Raw genomic sequence first — 19,404 nt, forward strand, 5'->3', positions numbered from 1 at the left:
CGTGTCGAAAGAAAATGCCGCATGACATTTATTATGGGGAGAAACGCTGAGCGCGGGCCAGATAAGGCGGAGCCGCCATCCGGCAATCGACTCTGCCTGAAGTGGGGGTTTTTAATAAATTATCCGGATGGATAGACTCAAGGCCAGGGAACGCGTTGAGACTAACGCCAGGATAGAACGGGCCGCGGCAGGCAGTGCCATACCGCGGCCCGGCTTCAGAGGAGGCTGAAAAGGATTATCGCGGCAAAAATAGCGGCAATAACGAGATATTTCAGCGCGTAATAGAGAGTGCGGTTTTTCTTTTTCAGTCGCTGCCCGGCATCGCGTGCTGCGTGAACGTATTTAAAGATGCGATTAATCGCACCGGTGCGATCGTTCTCGTCGTTTGGCGAACTGGCGGCGGACATCAACGATGCGCCGACCCAGTGGTTTACGCTCTGCGCCCAGCGCCATTTCATTGGACGCTCAATATCGCAAAAGAGGATAATACGCGTCTGCTCAGTTTTATTTTCCGCCCAATGAACGTAGGTTTCGTCGAAGATGACGGCTTCGCCGTCGCGCCAGCTATGGCGCTGTCGATCAACTTCAATAAAACAGCGGTCGTCATTCGGTGTGCTTAATCCAAGATGGTAACGTACTGAACCGGCATAGGGGTCGCGATGTTTTCCCAGATAGGCCCCGGGAGGCAACTCGGCGAACATCGCCGCTTTGATAGAGGGGATGCTGTTGACCAGCTTTGTCGTTATCGGGCATAACGTTTCTGCCGACGGGTGGGCATCGGAATACCATTTAAGATAAAACCGTTTCCAGCCGCGCTTGAAAAAGGTGTTGAATCCGGCGTCGTTATTGGCCTGCGCGGCTTTTATGTGATGCTGAAGCCGTAGCGCCTCTTCACGAATCACCTGCCAGTTTTCCGTCAGCTTCTGCAGCTCTGGAAATGCCGTAGTATCAAAGTACGGCTGCTTTGCCGGTAACGTTGAGAAGCGAGTCATGAACATATTGATCGGCGCCATAAACGTCGAGTGGTCAAAGAGCTGACGGGAAAGTTTTTGTTTTTCCACCCCGCGTGAATGCGCATAAATGACGCTGATAATAAAAATACCGATAATGATTGCTGCGAACATAACGTCACTGTCCTTCTAAGAAAACCTCATCCCGGGATTTTCAGGCAACCCTCCCGGTGATGCCAAAGAGAAAAGTGTAGTTCGTTGACAATAAATTTACATTTCTACAACTTAAAAGGGCCATTTTTGCTAAAGAAGCGAGTCAGCCCGTTTAACCTTTATCCAGGCTTGCCGACAGTAGAATTGAGATGGCTCCGCTACTTCACCCGGTGACGGCTGATTACGTTATGCCTTATCTCCTGATGACGGCTGCCCGATCACAATGCTTTCGTAAACCGAAAATGACTTTGCTTGTAACCTTCGCGAAGATAAAAACGGTGTGCATCGCGGCGTTTAATATTTGTGGAAAGCTCCGTTAGCTCCGCACCCGCCTGACGTGCTTCTTCTTCTGCCCAGGCCAGAAGCTGACTGCCAATTTTTTGCCCCCGCATCGGCGGTAATACCACCAGCTCCTGAATTTCGCCAATCCAGTTGGCATGATGGAGATGAAACTGCATATGCAGGCTGATCATGCCGACTACCTCTCCGTTGCGCAGCGCTAAACGATAATGAACGTTGGGGTCCAGTAAATTAGCGGCGAATCCATCCCTGAAAGCCTGATAATCAAGCTCATTTTTAAGTAACTCACAGATAAGCGCGTAAACAGAATCGGTATCCTCTGTTGTCGCGTGGCGTAATTCACAGACTGACATAATGTCCTCCCGACGCTTCATCAGGATCAACCATCTTTCGACAGACTGTAGCAAACTACCGTCATGATTTATTCTATGACAGTTAAACGGTGGATAACGTGCAGCCAAAGATCACTCTGATGGCAAGGGGGAGGGCGAGCCTCCCGGGAGTTAGGTGGCAGGCTGATGTTTAACCACGTTAATCATCCACGGCACACCGAAACGATCGCTGACCTTGCCGAAACCCTGCGCCCAGAAGGTCTCCTGCCAGTCCATTTCGGTTTGCCCTTGTGCGGCAAGGTTATCAAACCAGCGCTTCCCTTCTGCTACATCCTGGGTATCAAGCACCAGCGTAAAGCCGGAATAATGCGCCGTTCCCGACGGGCTGGCATCACTCATCATGATATCGCTGCCGGCAATGCGCATGTTGGCGTGGGCGATAGCAGTATCGGGAAAGCGCATTCCTGACGGGCAGCCCTCTTCGTTATCCGCCGCCGAGGGGGGCATTTCACCGAAGCTGAGTTTATAAAGCAGTTCTGCGCCTAACGTTTGTTGATAATACGCGATGGCGTCGGCACAGTTGCCGGCAAAAGAGAGATAGGGACTTAACGGCATGATGGTTACCTCAGGTAAGAGATGCTCGTTAAGTGTAGTTCGAAATTGGCACAATATTGTCGGTGGCAGGGCCGCTCAGGCCCGGTAAGCAAGGCGCTACCGGGCAATGATACGGTAAATCAGTTCTTTTTCACGAACTCGGATTTCAGTTTCATCGGGCCAAAACCATCGATTTTGCAGTCGATGTTATGGTCGCCTTCAACCAGACGAATGTTCTTCACTTTGGTGCCGATTTTCAGCATGGAAGAGCTGCCTTTTACTTTCAGATCTTTCACGATGGTGACGCTATCGCCGTCCGCCAGCAGGTTGCCGTTGGCGTCTTTGACAATCAGCTCATCGCTCTCCTGAGCGGGTTCCGCATCGTTCCATTCGTGAGCGCATTCCGGGCAGATGAACATGCCGTTATCTTCGTAGGTATATTCGGAGTTACATTGCGGGCAGTGGGGTAATGACATGTTGGTATCCTCAAAAAGTCAGCGGGGGCAAACGCGCCCAAAAATGGCAGATCGCCGAAAAAGGCCGCAATTATACACAAAATCCTTAGTGTTGTCGGGACTATTGCCGCTTTTATAAAAGGGGCTGCGCCACGCCAGTCAGCAATGGTTTACACTCAAATAACCGCTTTTTTACTGTCACCACAGCGCATTAGGGCGTCCTTATTTACACCTTTTGACCGAATTGACATATATGTGTGAAGTTGATCACATATTTAAACCCTGTTAGGGTAAAAAGGTCATTAACTGCCCATTCAGGCGTCAACAGGTTCGGTTGTACAGTCCGTAACCGGACAGTGTAAGTAAACCTGCTACGCTTGTATGAGGGATAGCGTTCGCGCCCCTCCCTCCGCTCGACGGCGACGCTGGCGCGGTATGCCAGTGCCCGCCGTATACAGCGCTACAGGGCTTAGCCTATGAGGACAGCTATGCTGAAAAGGAAAAAAATAAAACCGATTACACTGGGCGATGTGACCATCATTGATGATGGTAAACTTCGCAAAGCGATTACCGCCGCCTCGCTGGGCAACGCGATGGAGTGGTTTGATTTTGGTGTTTATGGATTTGTTGCCTACGCGTTGGGTAAAGTCTTTTTCCCCGGCGCCGATCCCAGCGTCCAGATGATTGCCGCGCTGGCCACGTTTTCCGTTCCCTTCCTGATTCGTCCGCTCGGCGGGTTATTCTTTGGTATGCTCGGCGATAAATACGGGCGCCAGAAGATCCTGGCGATCACGATTGTGATTATGTCGATCAGTACCTTCTGTATCGGGTTAATCCCCTCTTACGCGACGATCGGTATCTGGGCGCCAATACTGTTGTTGCTGTGTAAAATGGCGCAGGGCTTCTCGATTGGCGGGGAATATACCGGCGCGTCGATCTTTGTCGCGGAATATTCGCCGGATCGTAAACGTGGATTTATGGGAAGCTGGCTGGATTTTGGTTCCATCGCCGGGTTTGTGCTGGGCGCGGGCGTGGTGGTCTTAATCTCGACGATTGTCGGCGAGGAGAATTTCCTTGAGTGGGGCTGGCGTATTCCGTTCTTTATCGCCCTGCTATTGGGAATTATCGGTCTCTACTTACGCCATGCGCTGGAAGAGACGCCAGCGTTTCAGCAGCACGTGGATAAACTGGAGCAGGGCGACCGCGAAGGGTTGCAGGATGGGCCGAAAGTCTCCTTTAAAGAGATCGCCACCAAGCACTGGCGTAGCCTGTTGTCATGTATCGGTCTGGTGATTGCCACCAACGTGACCTACTACATGCTGCTCACCTACATGCCGAGCTACCTGTCGCATAACCTGCACTATTCTGAAGATCACGGCGTGTTGATTATCATCGCCATTATGATCGGGATGCTGTTTGTGCAGCCGGTGATGGGGTTGCTGAGCGACCGTTTCGGTCGTCGTCCGTTTGTGATTATGGGCAGCATTGCGCTGTTCGCGCTGGCGATCCCGGCCTTTATCCTGATTAACAGTAACGTTATTGGCCTGATTTTTGCCGGTTTGTTGATGCTGGCGGTGATTCTGAACTGCTTTACCGGGGTGATGGCCTCGACATTGCCGGCGATGTTTCCGACGCATATTCGTTACAGCGCGCTGGCGGCGGCTTTTAATATCTCTGTATTGATTGCCGGTCTGACGCCAACGCTGGCGGCCTGGCTGGTGGAAAGCTCGCAGGATCTGATGATGCCGGCGTATTATTTGATGGTCATCGCGGTGATAGGCTTGGTTACCGGTATTTCCATGAAAGAGACGGCTAATCGTCCGTTAAAAGGCGCAACGCCAGCGGCGTCGGACATCCAGGAAGCGAAGGAAATTCTGGGCGAGCATTACGATAATATTGAGCAGAAAATCGACGACATCGATCAGGAAATTGCGGAGCTGCAGGTCAAACGTTCGCGTCTGGTACAGCAACATCCGCGTATCGATGAATAAATTTCGCGCTTAAGGTTCGCTTAATCTCTCGCGGGCATACTCTCCTCCATACCTTTGGAGGAGAGCGTCATGAAAAGCTATATTTATAAAAGTTTGACGACCCTGTGTAGTGTGCTGATTGTCAGCAGTTTTATCTATGTGTGGGTCACGACGTATTAAACGCCTGTTATGCCTTTTTCAACAGCACCCAGGCACGGGTGCCTGTTCTTTCCGTACGGTTTTGCAGGAAAAACTGTCCCTGATGTAGCTGGGTGATGCGGCTGACGATACTCAGCCCCAGGCCAATTCCGCCATAACGGCTGTCCATCCGCACGAACGCTTCGCTTAGCTTCCCGCATTTGCTTTCATCAATACCCGGCCCCTCGTCTTCGACCGCCATAATAGCGTCGGGGTCGGCGCTAATGTGGATAGTGATATGGGTTCCTTCAGGGCTATAGCGATGCGCGTTTTCCACCAGATTTCGCAGCAGCATACGCAGTAACGTTGCGTCACCGCGCACCACCACGTCCGCCGCGCTTTCCGGCAGCAACAGAGTTTGCTGGCGCGTTTCCAGCATGGTGTTCAGCTCATCGTAGGAGGGGAGGATCACATCTTCCAGCAGTTTTACTTCCTGATAATTCCCGGAAGAGAATGACTGGCCCACGCGCGCCAGTTGCAGAAGCTGGGAGACGCTATCCATCATCTGGTCAAGACGGGCGATAAGCGGCGCGACATCAACATTGTGGGTTTTTGACAATAATTCCAGATGCAAACGCACCCCCGACAGCGGCGTGCGTAGCTCATGGGCCACATCGGCGGTAAAAAGGCGTTCATTGTCGAGCGTGGTGGTCAAACGCGTAACCAGTTGATTGATCGCCGAGACGACGGACTCAATCTCAAGCGTGGAGCTGTGAATGGCGATCGGCGTCAGATTATCCGCCGTCCGCGCTTCCAGCTCTTTTTGCAGTTCGGCGAGCGGGCGGGTAATACGCCGTACCGCCTGGTAGCAAACCAGCAGCGTCAGGCTAACCATAAATATGCTGGGGACGATCAGGCTGGCGGCCGCCTCGCGAATTTCGTGCATGATATGGCGATCGTTGTTGCGATTATCCCGCAGCGCCTGCTCGAACAGTTGGATTTGCTCAGTGCTTTCATGCCATAACCAGAAGGTACTGATTAGCTGGAACACCAGCAGAATAAGACCAATTGTCAGCGTTAAACGCTGGCGAAGGGTCATCGCTCTTCGCTGAAAACGCATCAGGCTCACTTAGCTTTCCTCAGTGGCAACCAGCATGTAGCCAAACCCGCGAACCGTGCGAATGCGCGACTTGCCGACTTTGTCGCGCAAATTATGTATATGCACTTCCAGAGTGTTGGTCGAGGGTTCGTTATCCCAGTTGTAGATATCGTTATAAAGAATTTCCCGGTGCACCGGACTGCCTGCCTTGAGCATCAATCGTGAGAGCAGCGCGTACTCCTTAGGCGTCAGGGTCAGTTCCTGTCCATCCCTCCATGCCTGATGGCGGCCTATATTGAGCGTCAGATTGCCAACCGTCAGTTCACTTTCACCCTGGTTATTATGGCGGCGCAGCAACGCGCGGATGCGGGCGTGCAGCTCCTCCAGGGCGAAGGGTTTTACCAGATAATCATCTGCGCCGACATCCAGCCCGCTAATGCGGTCGTTGAGCGTATCGCGGGCGGTCAGAATGAGTACCGGCAGGGTGTATTTTTTCTGTCGGATTCGCGTCAGGAAATGCAGGCCATCCTCATCGGGCAGCCCTAAATCCAGCACCATCAGACTGTAATGACCAGACTCCAGACTATGCTCGGCGGCACGCGCTGTCGAAACGCCATCACACGCATAGCCTTCGGTTTGCGCGGCGAGTATTAACCCCTGTAATAATAGCGTGTCGTCTTCAACAATCAGTATCTTCATTCGCTTAGTCTCCTGCACGGTTGCAGAATATCATCTGCGGCCTGGTAATACGTCGTTTGTACGCCGGTTAATCCCAGCATGGTTGAGAAAAGATTGTCCTGTGAATAATCCAGCGTGCTCGCCCGTTTTTGCAGGCAGGCCTGATCCACCTGATAACGCTGTTGATAATCTTTAGAAAGCCAAATGAGCATCGGGACATGTTTTTGCGTATCCGGCGCAATGGAATACGGCAGGCCGTGTAAATAAACGCCATTTTCACCCAATGATTCGCCGTGATCGGAAAGATAGACCAGGCTGGTTGTGAATTTATCCTGATGGGATTTCAGCAGGTTAATGGCTTTATCCACAATATAGTCCACGTACAGCACAGTATTATCATAGGTGTTGATCAACTGCTGTTGGGAACAGTTCTGAATTTCGTTCGTGTCACAGGTTGGGGTAAATTTTTTAAACTGCGGTGGATAACGGTTGTAATAGGTTGGGCCGTGGCTGCCGATGGTATGCAGTACAATAACGCCATCGCCTTTCAAATGGTCGATATAGTCTTCCAGACCGTGAAATAACACCTCATCGTAGCACTCGCCGTCGATACACTGTCCGGGCAGGTTTAGCTCGGTGACATTTTGATGCGGAACGCGATCGCATGCGCCTTTACAGCCGCCGTCATTATCATTCCACAGTACGTTAATCCCCGCGCGCTGGATAATATCCAGTAGCCCTTCCTGGTGATGCGCCAGCTCTTCGTCATAGTGTTTGCGCGGCATATCAGAAAACATGCAGGGAACGGAGATCGCGGTCGCCGTACCGCAAGAGGTGGTATGCGGGAAGTAGATCACATCGTCTTTCGCCAGCCGCGGATTGGTGTCGCGCGGATAGCCGCCAAGAGAGAAATCATCGCCGCGCGAGGTTTCGCCAACGATGAGAATCGTCAGGTTTTTGCGATCGCCTTTCAGCATTAATGGATTGCGATGGGCATCCTCGCCAATGCGTACCAGCGGCAAATTCGCCAGCCGTTGATGCGAATACCATGACCAACTGGCGACAATACTGTTCGATGGGCTTAACGATTTGATCAACTGTTTATTATTTCGAAATAGCGAGGCGTAATCTTTATAGAAAAAGGCGGCGACCAGAATAACTAATAAAATAGAGATCAGGACGCTGGCCAGGCGGTAAAGCCCGCTCCGTAAGCGCGGCGTCGCCGGACGGATTTTGACCCAGAAGGCAATCACGGCTGCCAGAACGCCGCTTAATCCCAGCGTCAGCACCATTTTCGGCGTCATCAGAGCAAAAGTTTCCGCGGGCGTGGTATCCATCATATTGGCGATCATGGAGCGATCGATGATGATGCCGTAAGTCAAAATAAAATACTGCGCGGCAGCGCCGACCAGAATAAAAATGCAGGCCAGCAGTCGGTTTAGCCAAATAAATGAGGCTAGCGTCAGCACACTATTGACCACGCTAAACGCGACGACCGGCATGGAAATAAACCCCAGCACATTGCGCAGCGAGTTTAACGGTAGGTCTTGTAGTACCTGCTTGTAGAACGCAATGTTCAGGCAGACGGCAATATAAAAGGAAAAAAGCAGAAGCCAGGCGATTTGCCCAAGAACAGGTCTTTTAAGAAAGCGCTTTAACATGTTGATGCGTCCATCGATTCGGTGACGCTAATCGTGACAAAGTAAAATTAAGTGAACCTTAAGAACTTAATGTTGGTGGTGGCCGGATAACCTGCGCTATCCGGCCTGTTGCGATAACATTAACTACACGTGGTCAATCCTGCTTAACCGGCGCATCCAGCGGATACGGGTTTTTGTGAATGCGGTTGTAGTTCAACGCATACAGCGCGGTGATCACCATCAACGTGACGAACGACCACATCACTTCTTTGGCGCCGGAACCGATAACCGCCCAGATGCAATATACAAACGCGACGAAGGTAATCAGCAGATACAGCGGGCGCGCTTTACCAAAGTGACCGTGGCCCAATAGCAACAGCGCGGCACAGGTGTAAAGATAAGGCACCAGGGTGAAGATAACCGACACGGAGGAGACCAGACCAAACTCTTTCGCGGCGTTCGGCGACATACTGCTGAACTGGAAGATAGTCATCAGCACGCCGACGATAAGCAACCCAGCCACTGGCGTACCGGCTTTATTAACCCGCGCGAAGATCGGCGGGAAGAGACCATCGTCCGCCGCCGCTTTTGCGGTTTGGCCGGCAAGCAGCGTCCAGCCGCCGAGAGAGCCCAGGCACCCCGCTGCCGCACAGAAGGAAACAATAGCCCCTGCGGTATCGCCCAGCGCCATACGCGCCGCGTCACCGAAAGGCGATGCCGACACACGCAGCGCTGCGTTGGGGATCATCCCCATAATCGCCGTTGTGGAGAGTACATAGCAGACGGCGGCGATCAGTACCCCGCCGATGGTGGCGATAGGCACGTTGCGTTTCGGGTTTTTTACCACACCGGCCGCAACGGAGGCGCTTTCTACCCCGATGAATGACCATAGCGTGACGTTCAACGTGCTTTGAATCGCGCCGAAGGTATTCATACCGCTCACGTTCCAGGCCGCCATATAGGTTTCGCCTTTAAACCAGAACCAGCCGAAGACCGCAATTCCTACGATAGGCACCAGCGCCAGTACGGTGGCGACGGCCTGTACGCGGGTAATCATTTTCGGCCCGACGATGTTCAGCAGAACAAAAATCCACAGCACCGCGACGCAGGTAAGCGTTAATACCAGCGGATCTTTCAGAATCGGGAAGAAATAGCTCAGATAGCCGACGCCGATAACGACCATCGCGATATTACCGATCCAGCATGCCAGCCAGTACAGCACGTTCGTTTGATAGCCCAAAAACGGCCCGAAGCAGCGGCGTGCATAGGCATAAGAACCGCCGGGACTGGGATCTAAGGACGACATTTTGGCATAAACCATCGACAGCGCCAGGGCGCCGATGATAGTGACCAGCCATCCGTAGATTGCAATCCCGCCAGTGGCCGCCAGGTTGGCAGGGAGTAAGAATACCCCTGAACCCATAATATTCCCCGATACCATTAAGGTGACGGGGATTAGGCCCACTTTGTGAGCATCAGCATCCGAAGACATAATTTGGACTCCTGAAAAGGTGACTTCGTTACGATAAATTACGTCGTATCATACCTCCTCAGAATGCCACTGAATTATATCGGAGACGGGTTATCGCCAATGCTGTTATTATCGTGTCTTATCGTTGAGTGTAGAAAAATTAGGCAGCCGATCGTTCCCGATGTTGGCTAACATAATGCAGGGGGGTCATACCATAAAACTCTTTAAACACGGAAATAAAGTACGACGTGCTGTTATACCCACAAAGCTGTGAGACTTGCGAGATATTCTTTCCGTCCATTAATAATTGGTTTACGGCATAACGCATTCGGCAGGTCGTGATTATTTGGCTATAACTGGTATTCTCGTTTTTGAGCTTTTTCTTTAACAAGCTTGGACTCAGGCACAGGCAGCTGGCAACGGCGCTCAGATTCCAGTCTTTATGAATATCGCTCTGAATGATATGGTAAACGCTGTCACTGATGCGGCTGCGCAGCATGTGCATTAACAAAGAAATAAATTTTTTGTGGTCAAGAAAGCGGGATAAAACGGTGAAAAGGAGCGCACGGGTGCGTTCACTAACAATTTCATCCGGTGTTTCCATCGCGCTGTAGCGGGCGGCGACCCTGAAGATATCCGGCGTCAGACAGGTGGCGGTCAATAAGGGATCGGCGTTGCGTTGCCAGACGGGAAGGTGTGAGAGATCTTTATTCAGGAATTGTAAATAGTCTTTAATATTATTGCGACTCACTTGTATTACTAGCACGCTATTTAATGATGAAATGTCAATAACGTTATTTTCACAAGCCAGAATGGCCATATGATTCGCTTTTAAACTGATTGGCTCCTTACCATTTACTCGTAACCATGTATCTTTTTCGGTTAATAACACTATGCAAGGCTCGTTGCTGCAAATCCTCATACCCGAACTCCTGGAATATGAACATAAAAGACCGGATCTCGCCAAACGGGAGAGATAACGGGGACTGAATCAATTGTGTGATGAATTGAAACTGCACTAAAATAACTTCCCTGAATAATATTACAATATTTGTACGATGAATTAGGGTGTACAAAAAGTTGTACGCGAGTGGCAACTTGGCATTTTTGTATAAAAAAAGCGCGGGATGGGGCCCGCGCAAAAAGGTATGACAGTATTATTGTTTTGCAGCAATACTCAGGGAATACATGCCATCCTCAAAAAAAAGACTCTTTGTGATTAGGCTTTCACGCACATAACGTGATATACGCCATCAATAATTTCCGTGCCTTCGGTTTCATGCTCAAAGCCAGGGAAGTGATGATCCCAGGATTGCAGTGAGCGTAAGTAACCCACCTGCGGACTGTTTTCATCGCCAAAGTTTTCACCGGAGAGCAGCATCGGGATGCCTGGCGGGTAAGGAATAACGGAGTTCGCCGCAATGCGACCCGGTAGATTTTCAATCGCCACCATTTCAATATTGTTGTTCACAATCGCGTTGTAGGCGTCGCGCGGGGTAATCTCCGCAACCGGCAGGGTGGAATAGGCGGCATTGAGACGGGCGCCCGGGTTATTTTCACGTAGCCAGGCAAACATTTTATCGCCCAGGTCATGAATACCCATGTTCGCGTAAGTGTCAGGATAATCCTGCACCAGTTCCGGCATCACCTGCGCCAGCGGCGTATTCGCGTCGTAATGATGTTTGAAGGAGCACAGCGTGTTGATCAGCGTTCCCCATTTCCCGCGAGTTACCCCCATAGAGAAGAGGAACATAATCTGAAAGTCGGTGGTGCGGGTCGGCACGATACCGTGGCGGCCAAGCCATGCTGTGACCAGCGCAGCAGGTACGCCGGATGCTTCCAGTTCGCCATCGTCGCCCATACCCGGCGCCAGGATACTGACTTTAATCGGGTCCAGCATACTCCAGTTATCCGGCAGGTCTTTAAAGCCGTGCCAGGTTTCCCCGGGGCGCATGACCCAGCAGTTCTGGTCGGTTGCCAGCAGTTTTGCCGGCGCGTCGGCGAAGTCATACGTTTTACCGGTTTGTGGATCGGTGACGACGTCTTTATTCCACGGTTTAAAGAACCAGTCGCCTTCATCGGTAAACTCTTTATAAAGACGCGCCATCGCCTGACGGAAATCAACCGCTTCGTCAATCACCTCTTGAGTCAGGGACAGGCCGCTGTTACCGTCCATCATCGATACCGCCACATCGTTGGATGCGCAGATGGCATATAACGGAGAGGTGGTGGCATGCATCATATAGGCCTGGTTGAAGCGGGAGAAATTCACCGCGCCACGGCCTTCACGGACGTGAATGTAGGAGGCTTGTGAAAGCGCGTTCAGTAATTTGTGCGTGGAGTGGGTGGCAAACACGGTCGGACCGTTATGGTCGCCTGGCTCGCCGCGCATCGCGTAGTGATCGCAATAAATCGGGTTGAAGCGCGCATAGCCGTACCATGCTTCGTCGAAGTGAATGCGATCGCTGGTTTTTGCCAGCAGATCCTGCGCCTCTTTGGCGTTATAGCATACGCCGTCATAGGTACAGTTGGTCACCACGCTGTAAGACGGTTTCTGTCCAGCTTTGGTTTTGGTCAGCGGGCTGGCGCTGATTTTTTTCTGCAAGGTTTCAGGCTGCATTTCCTGCGGGTAGATTGGCCCGATAATGCCGTAACGGTTACGGCTTGGCACCATATATACCGGTTTGGCCCCAGTGAGGATCAGCCCCTGCTCGATGGATTTATGGCAGTTACGATCCAGTACAACGACATCATTATCCGTCATACAGGCCTGCATAATAGTACGGTTAGAACCCGAGGTCCCGACAACCACGGACCAGGAGCGGTCAGCACCGAACACGCGGGCGGCGTTTTTCTCGCTTTCGCCAAACGCGCCGGTATGGTCGAGGAGTGAACCGAGCGTGGTACGCTCAATCCCCATATCGCTGCGGAACAGGTTTTCGCCATAATAATCGTGATAAAAGCGACCGGCAGGCGTTTTAGTGAAACCGACGCCGCCCTGGTGTCCCGGCGCCGCCCATGAATATTCATGAATGTCGCTGTATTTCATCAACGCGTTAAACAGCGGCGGTAACAGTTGCTGGCGATACCGGGTCATGGCGGCAACGGCGCGTCCGGCGATAAAGTCAGCGGTGTCTTCCAGAATCCAGGCGAATTCATCGACAAGCTCCAGTAGGTCGCGGTCCAGCGATGCCGTCGCTTTTTCCCTGCCGCCTAACAGGAAAACGGGCACGTTTTGCTGACGCTCGTGAAGCTTACCGATCAATTGCCTGACGCTCAGGTGCTCATCCGGTTGTTCCATTTGGTAGCTAAACATCAGACAGTCAATGGCTTCGTTCGCGGACAAGATGGCATAGCCGTCATCGAAGGATGTCGATTTAATGACGGTAACATTTTGTTGGCTCAAGGCATCCGCCAGACGCTCAACCGCGTTGCCAACCCAGGTGTCCTGATGCAGAAACTCACTTTCAACAATTAATACTTTCATCATCTTTTACCCGGTTGTGGAGGCCGTGCAATTTACGCCTTGCCGACCCGCCGTATGAATGTGACGTGGGCAAGTATTACCCCGTCAAATAGGGGGTGTAAAGTGATGGAATAATGGTCAGTTATTGATATTATTTTTTAATAAACAATGGGTTAATTATTTATAGCGAGCGATTTCACCCGCCGTTTATCGACAGGTGAATTATTTTTTTGGCTGATAGTGGTATCCGGCTTTAGCCGGGCATCGTCTGGCGTCGTTGCTGACTTAGCTTGCGGTATTGTTGCGGCGACATACCGACAAATTTGCTAAAAGTACTGTAAAAACGGCTGCTGGATCGGAACCCGGCAGTCAGAGCGACATCGAGGATCGTTTTGTCAGTATCGCTCAATAAGGCACGTACGTGATTGATGCGCATCGCCGTGATGTACTGCTTCATCGTCAATTGCATAACCCGCTGGAATATTCCCATCGCGTAATTAGCATTGAGTTTGACATGCTCCGCGACGTCGTTAATGGTGAGCGCCTGATCGTAGTTATCGGCAATAAATCCCAGTATCTGGCTTACGTAAAACTGCGCATGGCGTGAGACGCTATTCTTGTGGGTGCGTGATGCTTTATTGAGCAAAATGGGCTGCCAGCCGGAAAGGCTAAAGCGTTTAAGCATCAGGCCGATTTCATCGATCGCCAACTGGCGAATTTGCTCATTCGGGCTGCTTGTTTCCTGCTGCCAGCGCAACACTTCAAAGGTGCTAAGCTGCTGGGTCGCCAGTGATTTAACCACCATCCCGTGCGTGACATGGTTGATAAGATCGCGATCCAGCGGCCAGGAGAGAAACAGGTGCATCGGCAAACTAAAAATCGCCATCTGGCGGCAGTTGCCGGGGCGGGTAAGCTGGTGTGGCGTACAGGCCCAAAACAGGGTGATATGTCCCTGCTTTATCTGCACGACTTCATTGTTGATTAAATACTCCACATCGCCGTCAAACGGAACATTCACTTCTACTTGTCCATGCCAGTGACTGCTGGCCATTCTGTGCGGCGGCCTCAGTTCAACGTCCAGTCGTTGATATTCGGAATAGAGCGACAGCGGGCTACGGGTTTGCTTTTCATCGCCGTTGCACATGTGCGGGTCGGGCGGGAGGAGGGATATTGCTTGCGTACTCATCGTCACTCCATTTCCTGAATTATCAGAATTATGCCCCTTTAGCCGGGAGGAAACCGGGAATCCGGACACAGAATCCGTCGATATTGTAGAGCGTAGCCTGACTATCAGGCCGAATACTCTGCTTTTTACGCCATTTTGTCCCAAAAACTCAGATCTTCCGCGCGTCAGCATACGATCTGAGTTTTCGGGAATGCTCATCGGGGAAGACGGAGGTTTTCACCGGGAACGCGTGCCACCATGAAGGTGTTCACTACTGTTCTGGAGAGTCATGATGACGGCACCCAAAATTACCTTTATCGGCGCAGGTTCTACGATTTTCGTCAAAAATATCCTCGGCGATGTGTTTCACCGCGAGGCGCTAAAATCAGCGCATGTCGCCCTGATGGATATTGACGAAACCCGGCTGGAAGAGTCGCACATTGTGGTACGGAAACTGATGGACTCAGCGGGCGCTTCAGGCCGGATTACCTGCCATACCCACCAGAAAGCGGCGCTACAGGATGCGGATTTCGTGGTGGTCGCCTTTCAGATTGGCGGCTATGAACCCTGCACCGTGACCGATTTTGAGGTTTGTAAGCGTCATGGCCTGGAACAGACGATCGCCGATACGCTGGGGCCGGGCGGCATTATGCGCGCGCTGCGGACTATCCCGCATCTGTGGCGGATTTGCGAAGACATGATGGAAGTCTGTCCGAAGGCCACCATGCTCAATTACGTCAACCCGATGGCGATGAATACCTGGGCGATGTATGCCCGCTATCCGCATATCAAACAGGTCGGCCTGTGCCATTCGGTACAGGGAACGGCGGAAGAACTGGCGCGCGACCTGAATATCGATCCCGCCTCGCTGCGCTATCGCTGCGCCGGCATTAACCACATGGCGTTTTACCTCGAACTGGAGCGCAAAACGGCTGACGGGACTTATGTCGATCTCTATCCTGAATTGCTGGCGGCCTATGACGCCGGACAGGCGCCGAAGCCCAATATTCACGGCAATGAACGCTGCCAGAACATTGTGCGCTATGAGATGTTCAAAAAGTTGGGCTACTTCGTCACCGAGTCATCAGAGCATTTTGCCGAGTACACGCCGTGGTTTATTAAACCGGGACGCGAGGATCTGATTGCGCGCTACAAGGTGCCGCTGGATGAATATCCGAAACGCTGCGTAGAACAACTGGCGAACTGGCATAAAGAGCTGGAGGAGTATAAAACCGCCGAGCGTATCGACATCAAACCGTCCCGCGAGTACGCCAGCACCATTATGAACGCTCTGTGGACCGGCGAGCCGAGCGTGATTTACGGCAATGTGCGTAATGAGGGGCTGATTGATAACCTGCCGCAGGGAAGCTGCGTGGAAGTGGCTTGTCTGGTGGATGCCAACGGCATTCAACCGGCGAAGGTGGGGACGATCCCTTCCCATCTGGCGGCGATGATGCAGACCAACATCAACGTGCAAACGCTGTTGACCGAAGCCATCCTCACGGAAAACCGCGATCGCGTGTATCACGCGGCGATGATGGACCCTCATACCGCGGCGGTGCTGGGTATCGAAGAAATCTATGCGTTGGTTGACGATCTGATCGCCGCGCATGGCGACTGGCTTCCGGCCTGGTTACGCCGTTAATCTCCAGCCGCGCTGGACGGCAGATCCGGCGTTTAACCTCTACTAACAGAAGGCGGGCGCTGGTAACAGCGACCCGGTACCCTATGAGCATCTCTCTGACAACAAAGCTGAGTTACGGGTTCGGTGCGTTTGGTAAGGATTTCGCCATCGGCATTGTGTATATGTACCTGATGTATTACTACACCGATGTGGTGGGACTTTCGGTCGGCCTCGTCGGCACCCTCTTTCTGGTCGCGCGAATCTGGGATGCGATAAACGATCCCATCATGGGCTGGATTGTCAACGCCACGCGTTCGCGGTGGGGGAAATTTAAGCCGTGGATATTGATCGGCACCTTAACCAATTCGCTGGTGCTTTTCCTGCTGTTCAGCGCTCATCTTTTTGAGGGAACCGCGCAGGTTGTATTTGTCTGCGTAACCTACATCCTGTGGGGCATGACGTATACCATTATGGATATCCCATTTTGGTCGCTGGTGCCGACCATTACGCTTGATAAGCGAGAACGCGAACAACTGGTGCCGTTCCCGCGTTTCTTCGCCAGTCTGGCTGGCTTCGTCACTGCCGGTATAACGCTGCCGTTTGTGAACTATGTTGGCGGGGCGGATCGTGGGTTCGGCTTTCAGATGTTTACGCTGGTACTGATTGCGTTCTTTATCGCCTCGACTATCGTGACATTACGCAACGTACATGAGGTGTACTCCTCCGACAACGGTGTAACGGCAGGCCGCCCACATCTGACGTTAAAAACGATCGTTGGATTGATATACAAAAACGATCAGCTCTCTTGCCTGTTGGGAATGGCGCTGGCGTATAACATTGCCTCCAATATTATCAATGGCTTTGCGATCTACTACTTCACCTATGTGATTGGCGATGCCGATCTTTTTCCCTATTACCTTTCTTACGCCGGCGCGGCGAATCTGCTGACGCTGATTGTCTTCCCCCGGCTGGTGAAAATGTTATCGCGGCGGATATTGTGGGCGGGCGCCTCCGTGATGCCCGTTCTGAGTTGCGCAGGGCTCTTCGCGATGGCGTTGGCGGATGTCCATAATGCCGCTTTAATCGTGGCGGCGGGTATTTTCCTGAATATCGGGACCGCGCTCTTTTGGGTGCTTCAGGTGATCATGGTGGCGGATACGGTCGATTATGGGGAATTTAAGCTCAATATTCGCTGCGAGAGTATCGCTTATTCCGTACAGACGATGGTCGTGAAGGGCGGCTCGGCGTTTGCGGCGTTCTTTATCGCTCTGGTGCTGGGGCTGATTGGCTACACGCCAAATGTGGCGCAGTCTGCGCAAACCCTGCAGGGGATGCAGTTTATTATGATTGTCCTGCCGGTACTGTTTTTCATGATGACGTTGGTTCTCTACTTCCGCTACTACCGTTTGAACGGCGATATGCTGCGCAAGATTCAGATCCACCTGCTGGATAAATACCGGAAAACGCCGCCATTCGTCGAACAGCCGGATAGCCCGGCGATTTCTGTGGTAGCGACCAGCGATGTAAAAGCGTGAGCATGGTCTCTCGTGCAGGCCGGATAAGCCGGATAAGCGTAGCGCCATCCGGCAATTAACCGATAACGCGGCCCGGGAGAACGCCGGGCCTGCCAGGTTATTTCGCGCAGTTAGCGCACTGTTTGCTGACAATCTGCTGGAAGAAATCGTTGCCTTTGTCATCCACCAGGATAAAGGCCGGGAAATCTTCTACTTCAATTTTCCAGATAGCTTCCATGCCGAGTTCCGGATACTCGACGCACTCCAGATGCTTAATGCTCTGCTGTGCCAGTACCGCCGCCGGGCCGCCGATACTGCCCAAATAAAAGCCGCCATGTTTTTTACAGGCATCCGTGACCTGCTGACTACGGTTGCCTTTCGCCAGCATGATCATACTGCCGCCGTGGGATTGCAGCAGATCGACATAAGAGTCCATTCGGCCTGCGGTGGTGGGGCCTAATGAGCCAGATGGATAACCTGCCGGGGTTTTGGCCGGACCTGCGTAATAGATGGGGTGATCTTTAATATACTGCGGCAGGTCTTCGCCGGATTCAATACGCTCTTTTAGCTTCGCGTGGGCGATATCGCGACCTACGATAATGGTGCCCGTCAGCGACAGGCGAGTCGAGACCGGGTACTGCGATAGCTGGGCGAGGATCTCTTTCATCGGACGGTTGAGATCGACTTTCACCGCGTCGCCTTCGCCCGCCTGACGCAGCGCTGGCGGAATATACTGGCCCGGATTGTGTTCCAGTTTTTCGATCCAGATGCCTTCGCGGTTGATTTTCGCTTTGATGTTACGGTCTGCCGAGCAGGAGACGCCCATCCCCACCGGACAGGAAGCGCCGTGACGCGGCAGGCGAATTACGCGAATATCGTGGGCGAAATATTTCCCGCCGAACTGGGCGCCGAGGCCAAGTTTTTGCGCTTCTTCCAGCAGTTCCTGTTCCAGGTGGAGATCGCGGAATGCCTGGCCGTGCTCGTTACCTTCCGTCGGCAGCGCGTCGTAATAGTGGGTGCTGGCGAGTTTAACGGTTTTCAGCGTGCTTTCCGCCGAGGTGCCGCCAATGACAAAGGCGATATGGTATGGCGGACAGGCCGCGGTGCCCAGCGTGCGCATTTTCTCAACGAGGAAGTTTTTCAGCTTGCCTGGGGTGAGCAGCGCTTTGGTCTCCTGATAGAGATACGTTTTGTTTGCTGAACCGCCGCCTTTCGCCACGCAAAGGAACTTGTACTCGTCGCCATCGACGGCATAGAGATCGATTTGCGCTGGCAGGTTGCTGCCGGTATTGACCTCTTTGTACATATCCAGCGGGGCGTTCTGCGAGTAGCGCAGGTTATCTTCTATATAGGTATTAAACACGCCTTTGGAGAGCGCGGCTTCATCGCCGCCTCCCGTCCAGACGCGTTGGCCTTTTTTACCCATGATAATCGCCGTGCCGGTATCCTGGCAGGTCGGCAGAATGCCTTTGGCGGCGATCTCGGAGTTTCTCAGGAATTGCAACGCCACATATTTGTCGTTTTCGCTGGCTTCGGGGTCATTGAGAATGGCGGCGACTTGCTGCTGGTGTTCAGGACGGAGCATAAAAGACGCATCATGGAAGGCCTGCTGAGCCAGCAACGTTAACGCCTGCGGCTCAACGTTGAGGATAGATTCTCCGTTGAATTCACTGACGCTGACATAATCGGAGGTGAGCAGATAATACTCTGTTTTGTCCTCTCCCATCGGGAAAGGCGCCTGATAGATAAACTCTTTTTTCGACATGTGCTTCCAGCCTAATAGTAAGAAAATGTA

Annotated in this window: 16 protein-coding genes; 4 read left to right on the forward strand and 12 right to left on the reverse strand. The window is 52.3% G+C overall.

Going from position 1 to position 19,404, the window contains the following annotated elements; all coding sequences use genetic code 11:
• Positions 1 to 215 precede the first annotated feature (215 nt).
• From lpxO to J4685_RS03860, 4 genes are all read right to left on the reverse strand, one after another.
• A complete protein-coding gene (gene lpxO, locus J4685_RS03845) occupies positions 216 to 1,124 on the reverse strand; it encodes a lipid A hydroxylase LpxO (RefSeq protein WP_000457029.1) in 909 nt (302 codons plus the stop codon).
• A gap of 257 nt (positions 1,125 to 1,381) precedes the next feature.
• Positions 1,382 to 1,816, reverse strand: coding sequence for an aminoalkylphosphonate N-acetyltransferase (gene phnO / locus J4685_RS03850; RefSeq protein ID WP_001536166.1), 435 nt, complete (start codon positions 1,814 to 1,816; stop codon positions 1,382 to 1,384).
• A 150-nt stretch (positions 1,817 to 1,966) separates the two neighbouring features.
• Positions 1,967 to 2,410 (reverse strand): VOC family metalloprotein YjdN, encoded by a 444-nt coding sequence (gene yjdN / locus J4685_RS03855; RefSeq protein WP_001131306.1) that lies wholly within the window; start codon positions 2,408 to 2,410, stop codon positions 1,967 to 1,969.
• Between the two features lie 119 nt (positions 2,411 to 2,529).
• On the reverse strand, positions 2,530 to 2,865 hold the full coding sequence (locus J4685_RS03860; protein ID WP_000056482.1) for a zinc ribbon domain-containing protein YjdM: 336 nt from the start codon (positions 2,863 to 2,865) through the stop codon (positions 2,530 to 2,532).
• 467 nt (positions 2,866 to 3,332) lie between these two features.
• Between J4685_RS03860 and proP the strand changes: the two genes are divergently transcribed.
• Positions 3,333 to 4,835 (forward strand): glycine betaine/L-proline transporter ProP, encoded by a 1,503-nt coding sequence (gene proP, locus J4685_RS03865; protein WP_000919705.1) that lies wholly within the window; start codon positions 3,333 to 3,335, stop codon positions 4,833 to 4,835.
• 69 nt (positions 4,836 to 4,904) lie between these two features.
• Positions 4,905 to 4,994: an LpxT activity modulator PmrR gene (pmrR, locus tag J4685_RS03870; protein WP_000844399.1), complete on the forward strand. Its 90-nt coding sequence runs from the start codon at positions 4,905 to 4,907 to the stop codon at positions 4,992 to 4,994.
• A 7-nt stretch (positions 4,995 to 5,001) separates the two neighbouring features.
• Here pmrR and pmrB read toward each other — a convergent pair whose 3' ends face one another.
• From pmrB to melR, 7 genes are all read right to left on the reverse strand, one after another.
• Positions 5,002 to 6,072, reverse strand: coding sequence for a two-component system sensor histidine kinase PmrB (gene pmrB, locus J4685_RS03875; RefSeq protein ID WP_011233238.1), 1,071 nt, complete (start codon positions 6,070 to 6,072; stop codon positions 5,002 to 5,004).
• Between the two features lie 9 nt (positions 6,073 to 6,081).
• Positions 6,082 to 6,750 carry a two-component system response regulator PmrA gene (pmrA, locus tag J4685_RS03880; RefSeq protein ID WP_000697894.1) on the reverse strand — a complete coding sequence of 223 codons (669 nt, stop codon included), beginning with the start codon at positions 6,748 to 6,750 and terminating at the stop codon, positions 6,082 to 6,084.
• On the reverse strand, positions 6,747 to 8,390 hold the full coding sequence (gene eptA, locus J4685_RS03885; protein WP_000919284.1) for a phosphoethanolamine transferase EptA: 1,644 nt from the start codon (positions 8,388 to 8,390) through the stop codon (positions 6,747 to 6,749). Before eptA ends, pmrA begins: the two co-directional genes overlap by 4 nt.
• 133 nt (positions 8,391 to 8,523) lie before the next feature.
• Positions 8,524 to 9,861 carry an arginine/agmatine antiporter gene (gene adiC, locus J4685_RS03890; RefSeq protein ID WP_000093130.1) on the reverse strand — a complete coding sequence of 446 codons (1,338 nt, stop codon included), beginning with the start codon at positions 9,859 to 9,861 and terminating at the stop codon, positions 8,524 to 8,526.
• Between the two features lie 139 nt (positions 9,862 to 10,000).
• Positions 10,001 to 10,762, reverse strand: a complete 762-nt coding sequence (locus J4685_RS03895) for an AraC family transcriptional regulator (RefSeq protein ID WP_001217076.1) — start codon at positions 10,760 to 10,762, stop codon at positions 10,001 to 10,003.
• 297 nt (positions 10,763 to 11,059) lie between these two features.
• Positions 11,060 to 13,327, reverse strand: coding sequence for an arginine decarboxylase (adiA, locus tag J4685_RS03900; protein WP_011233239.1), 2,268 nt, complete (start codon positions 13,325 to 13,327; stop codon positions 11,060 to 11,062).
• 232 nt (positions 13,328 to 13,559) lie between these two features.
• The gene (gene melR / locus J4685_RS03905) at positions 13,560 to 14,492 is read right to left on the reverse strand and encodes a transcriptional regulator MelR (protein ID WP_000106990.1); all 933 of its coding nucleotides are present in this window, start codon (positions 14,490 to 14,492) and stop codon (positions 13,560 to 13,562) included.
• Between the two features lie 268 nt (positions 14,493 to 14,760).
• On the opposite strand from melR, the gene J4685_RS03910 reads away from it, so the two are divergent.
• Complete coding sequence (locus tag J4685_RS03910) at positions 14,761 to 16,116, forward strand: alpha-glucosidase/alpha-galactosidase (RefSeq protein ID WP_024131599.1); 1,356 nt, start codon at positions 14,761 to 14,763, stop codon at positions 16,114 to 16,116.
• A gap of 83 nt (positions 16,117 to 16,199) precedes the next feature.
• Positions 16,200 to 17,630, forward strand: coding sequence for a melibiose:sodium transporter MelB (gene melB / locus J4685_RS03915; protein WP_000028070.1), 1,431 nt, complete (start codon positions 16,200 to 16,202; stop codon positions 17,628 to 17,630).
• A 97-nt stretch (positions 17,631 to 17,727) separates the two neighbouring features.
• Here the strand turns inward: melB and fumA are convergent, their stop codons facing one another.
• Complete coding sequence (gene fumA, locus J4685_RS03920) at positions 17,728 to 19,374, reverse strand: class I fumarate hydratase FumA (protein WP_000037205.1); 1,647 nt, start codon at positions 19,372 to 19,374, stop codon at positions 17,728 to 17,730.
• Between the last annotated feature and the right edge of the window lie 30 nt (positions 19,375 to 19,404).

The sequence above is a fragment of the Salmonella sp. 32100201201700099SM genome (assembly GCF_017572645.1).
In the GTDB taxonomy this organism is placed as follows: Bacteria; Pseudomonadota; Gammaproteobacteria; order Enterobacterales; family Enterobacteriaceae; genus Salmonella; species Salmonella enterica.

Bases quoted from the DNA above. Each gene is read 5' to 3' on its own strand.
- pmrA (WP_000697894.1), bottom strand. From the start codon at position 6,750: ATGAAGATACTGATTGTTGAAGACGACACGCTATTATTACAGGGGTTA.
- yjdN (WP_001131306.1), bottom strand. From the start codon at position 2,410: ATGCCGTTAAGTCCCTATCTCTCTTTTGCCGGCAACTGTGCCGACGCC.
- adiC (WP_000093130.1), bottom strand. From the start codon at position 9,861: ATGTCTTCGGATGCTGATGCTCACAAAGTGGGCCTAATCCCCGTCACC.
- J4685_RS03895 (WP_001217076.1), bottom strand. From the start codon at position 10,762: ATGAGGATTTGCAGCAACGAGCCTTGCATAGTGTTATTAACCGAAAAA.
- eptA (WP_000919284.1), bottom strand. From the start codon at position 8,390: ATGTTAAAGCGCTTTCTTAAAAGACCTGTTCTTGGGCAAATCGCCTGG.
- pmrB (WP_011233238.1), bottom strand. From the start codon at position 6,072: ATGCGTTTTCAGCGAAGAGCGATGACCCTTCGCCAGCGTTTAACGCTG.
- proP (WP_000919705.1), top strand. From the start codon at position 3,333: ATGCTGAAAAGGAAAAAAATAAAACCGATTACACTGGGCGATGTGACC.
- lpxO (WP_000457029.1), bottom strand. From the start codon at position 1,124: ATGTTCGCAGCAATCATTATCGGTATTTTTATTATCAGCGTCATTTAT.
- melR (WP_000106990.1), bottom strand. From the start codon at position 14,492: ATGAGTACGCAAGCAATATCCCTCCTCCCGCCCGACCCGCACATGTGC.
- pmrR (WP_000844399.1), top strand. From the start codon at position 4,905: ATGAAAAGCTATATTTATAAAAGTTTGACGACCCTGTGTAGTGTGCTG.
- adiA (WP_011233239.1), bottom strand. From the start codon at position 13,327: ATGAAAGTATTAATTGTTGAAAGTGAGTTTCTGCATCAGGACACCTGG.
- J4685_RS03860 (WP_000056482.1), bottom strand. From the start codon at position 2,865: ATGTCATTACCCCACTGCCCGCAATGTAACTCCGAATATACCTACGAA.
- J4685_RS03910 (WP_024131599.1), top strand. From the start codon at position 14,761: ATGATGACGGCACCCAAAATTACCTTTATCGGCGCAGGTTCTACGATT.
- melB (WP_000028070.1), top strand. From the start codon at position 16,200: ATGAGCATCTCTCTGACAACAAAGCTGAGTTACGGGTTCGGTGCGTTT.
- fumA (WP_000037205.1), bottom strand. From the start codon at position 19,374: ATGTCGAAAAAAGAGTTTATCTATCAGGCGCCTTTCCCGATGGGAGAG.
- phnO (WP_001536166.1), bottom strand. From the start codon at position 1,816: ATGTCAGTCTGTGAATTACGCCACGCGACAACAGAGGATACCGATTCT.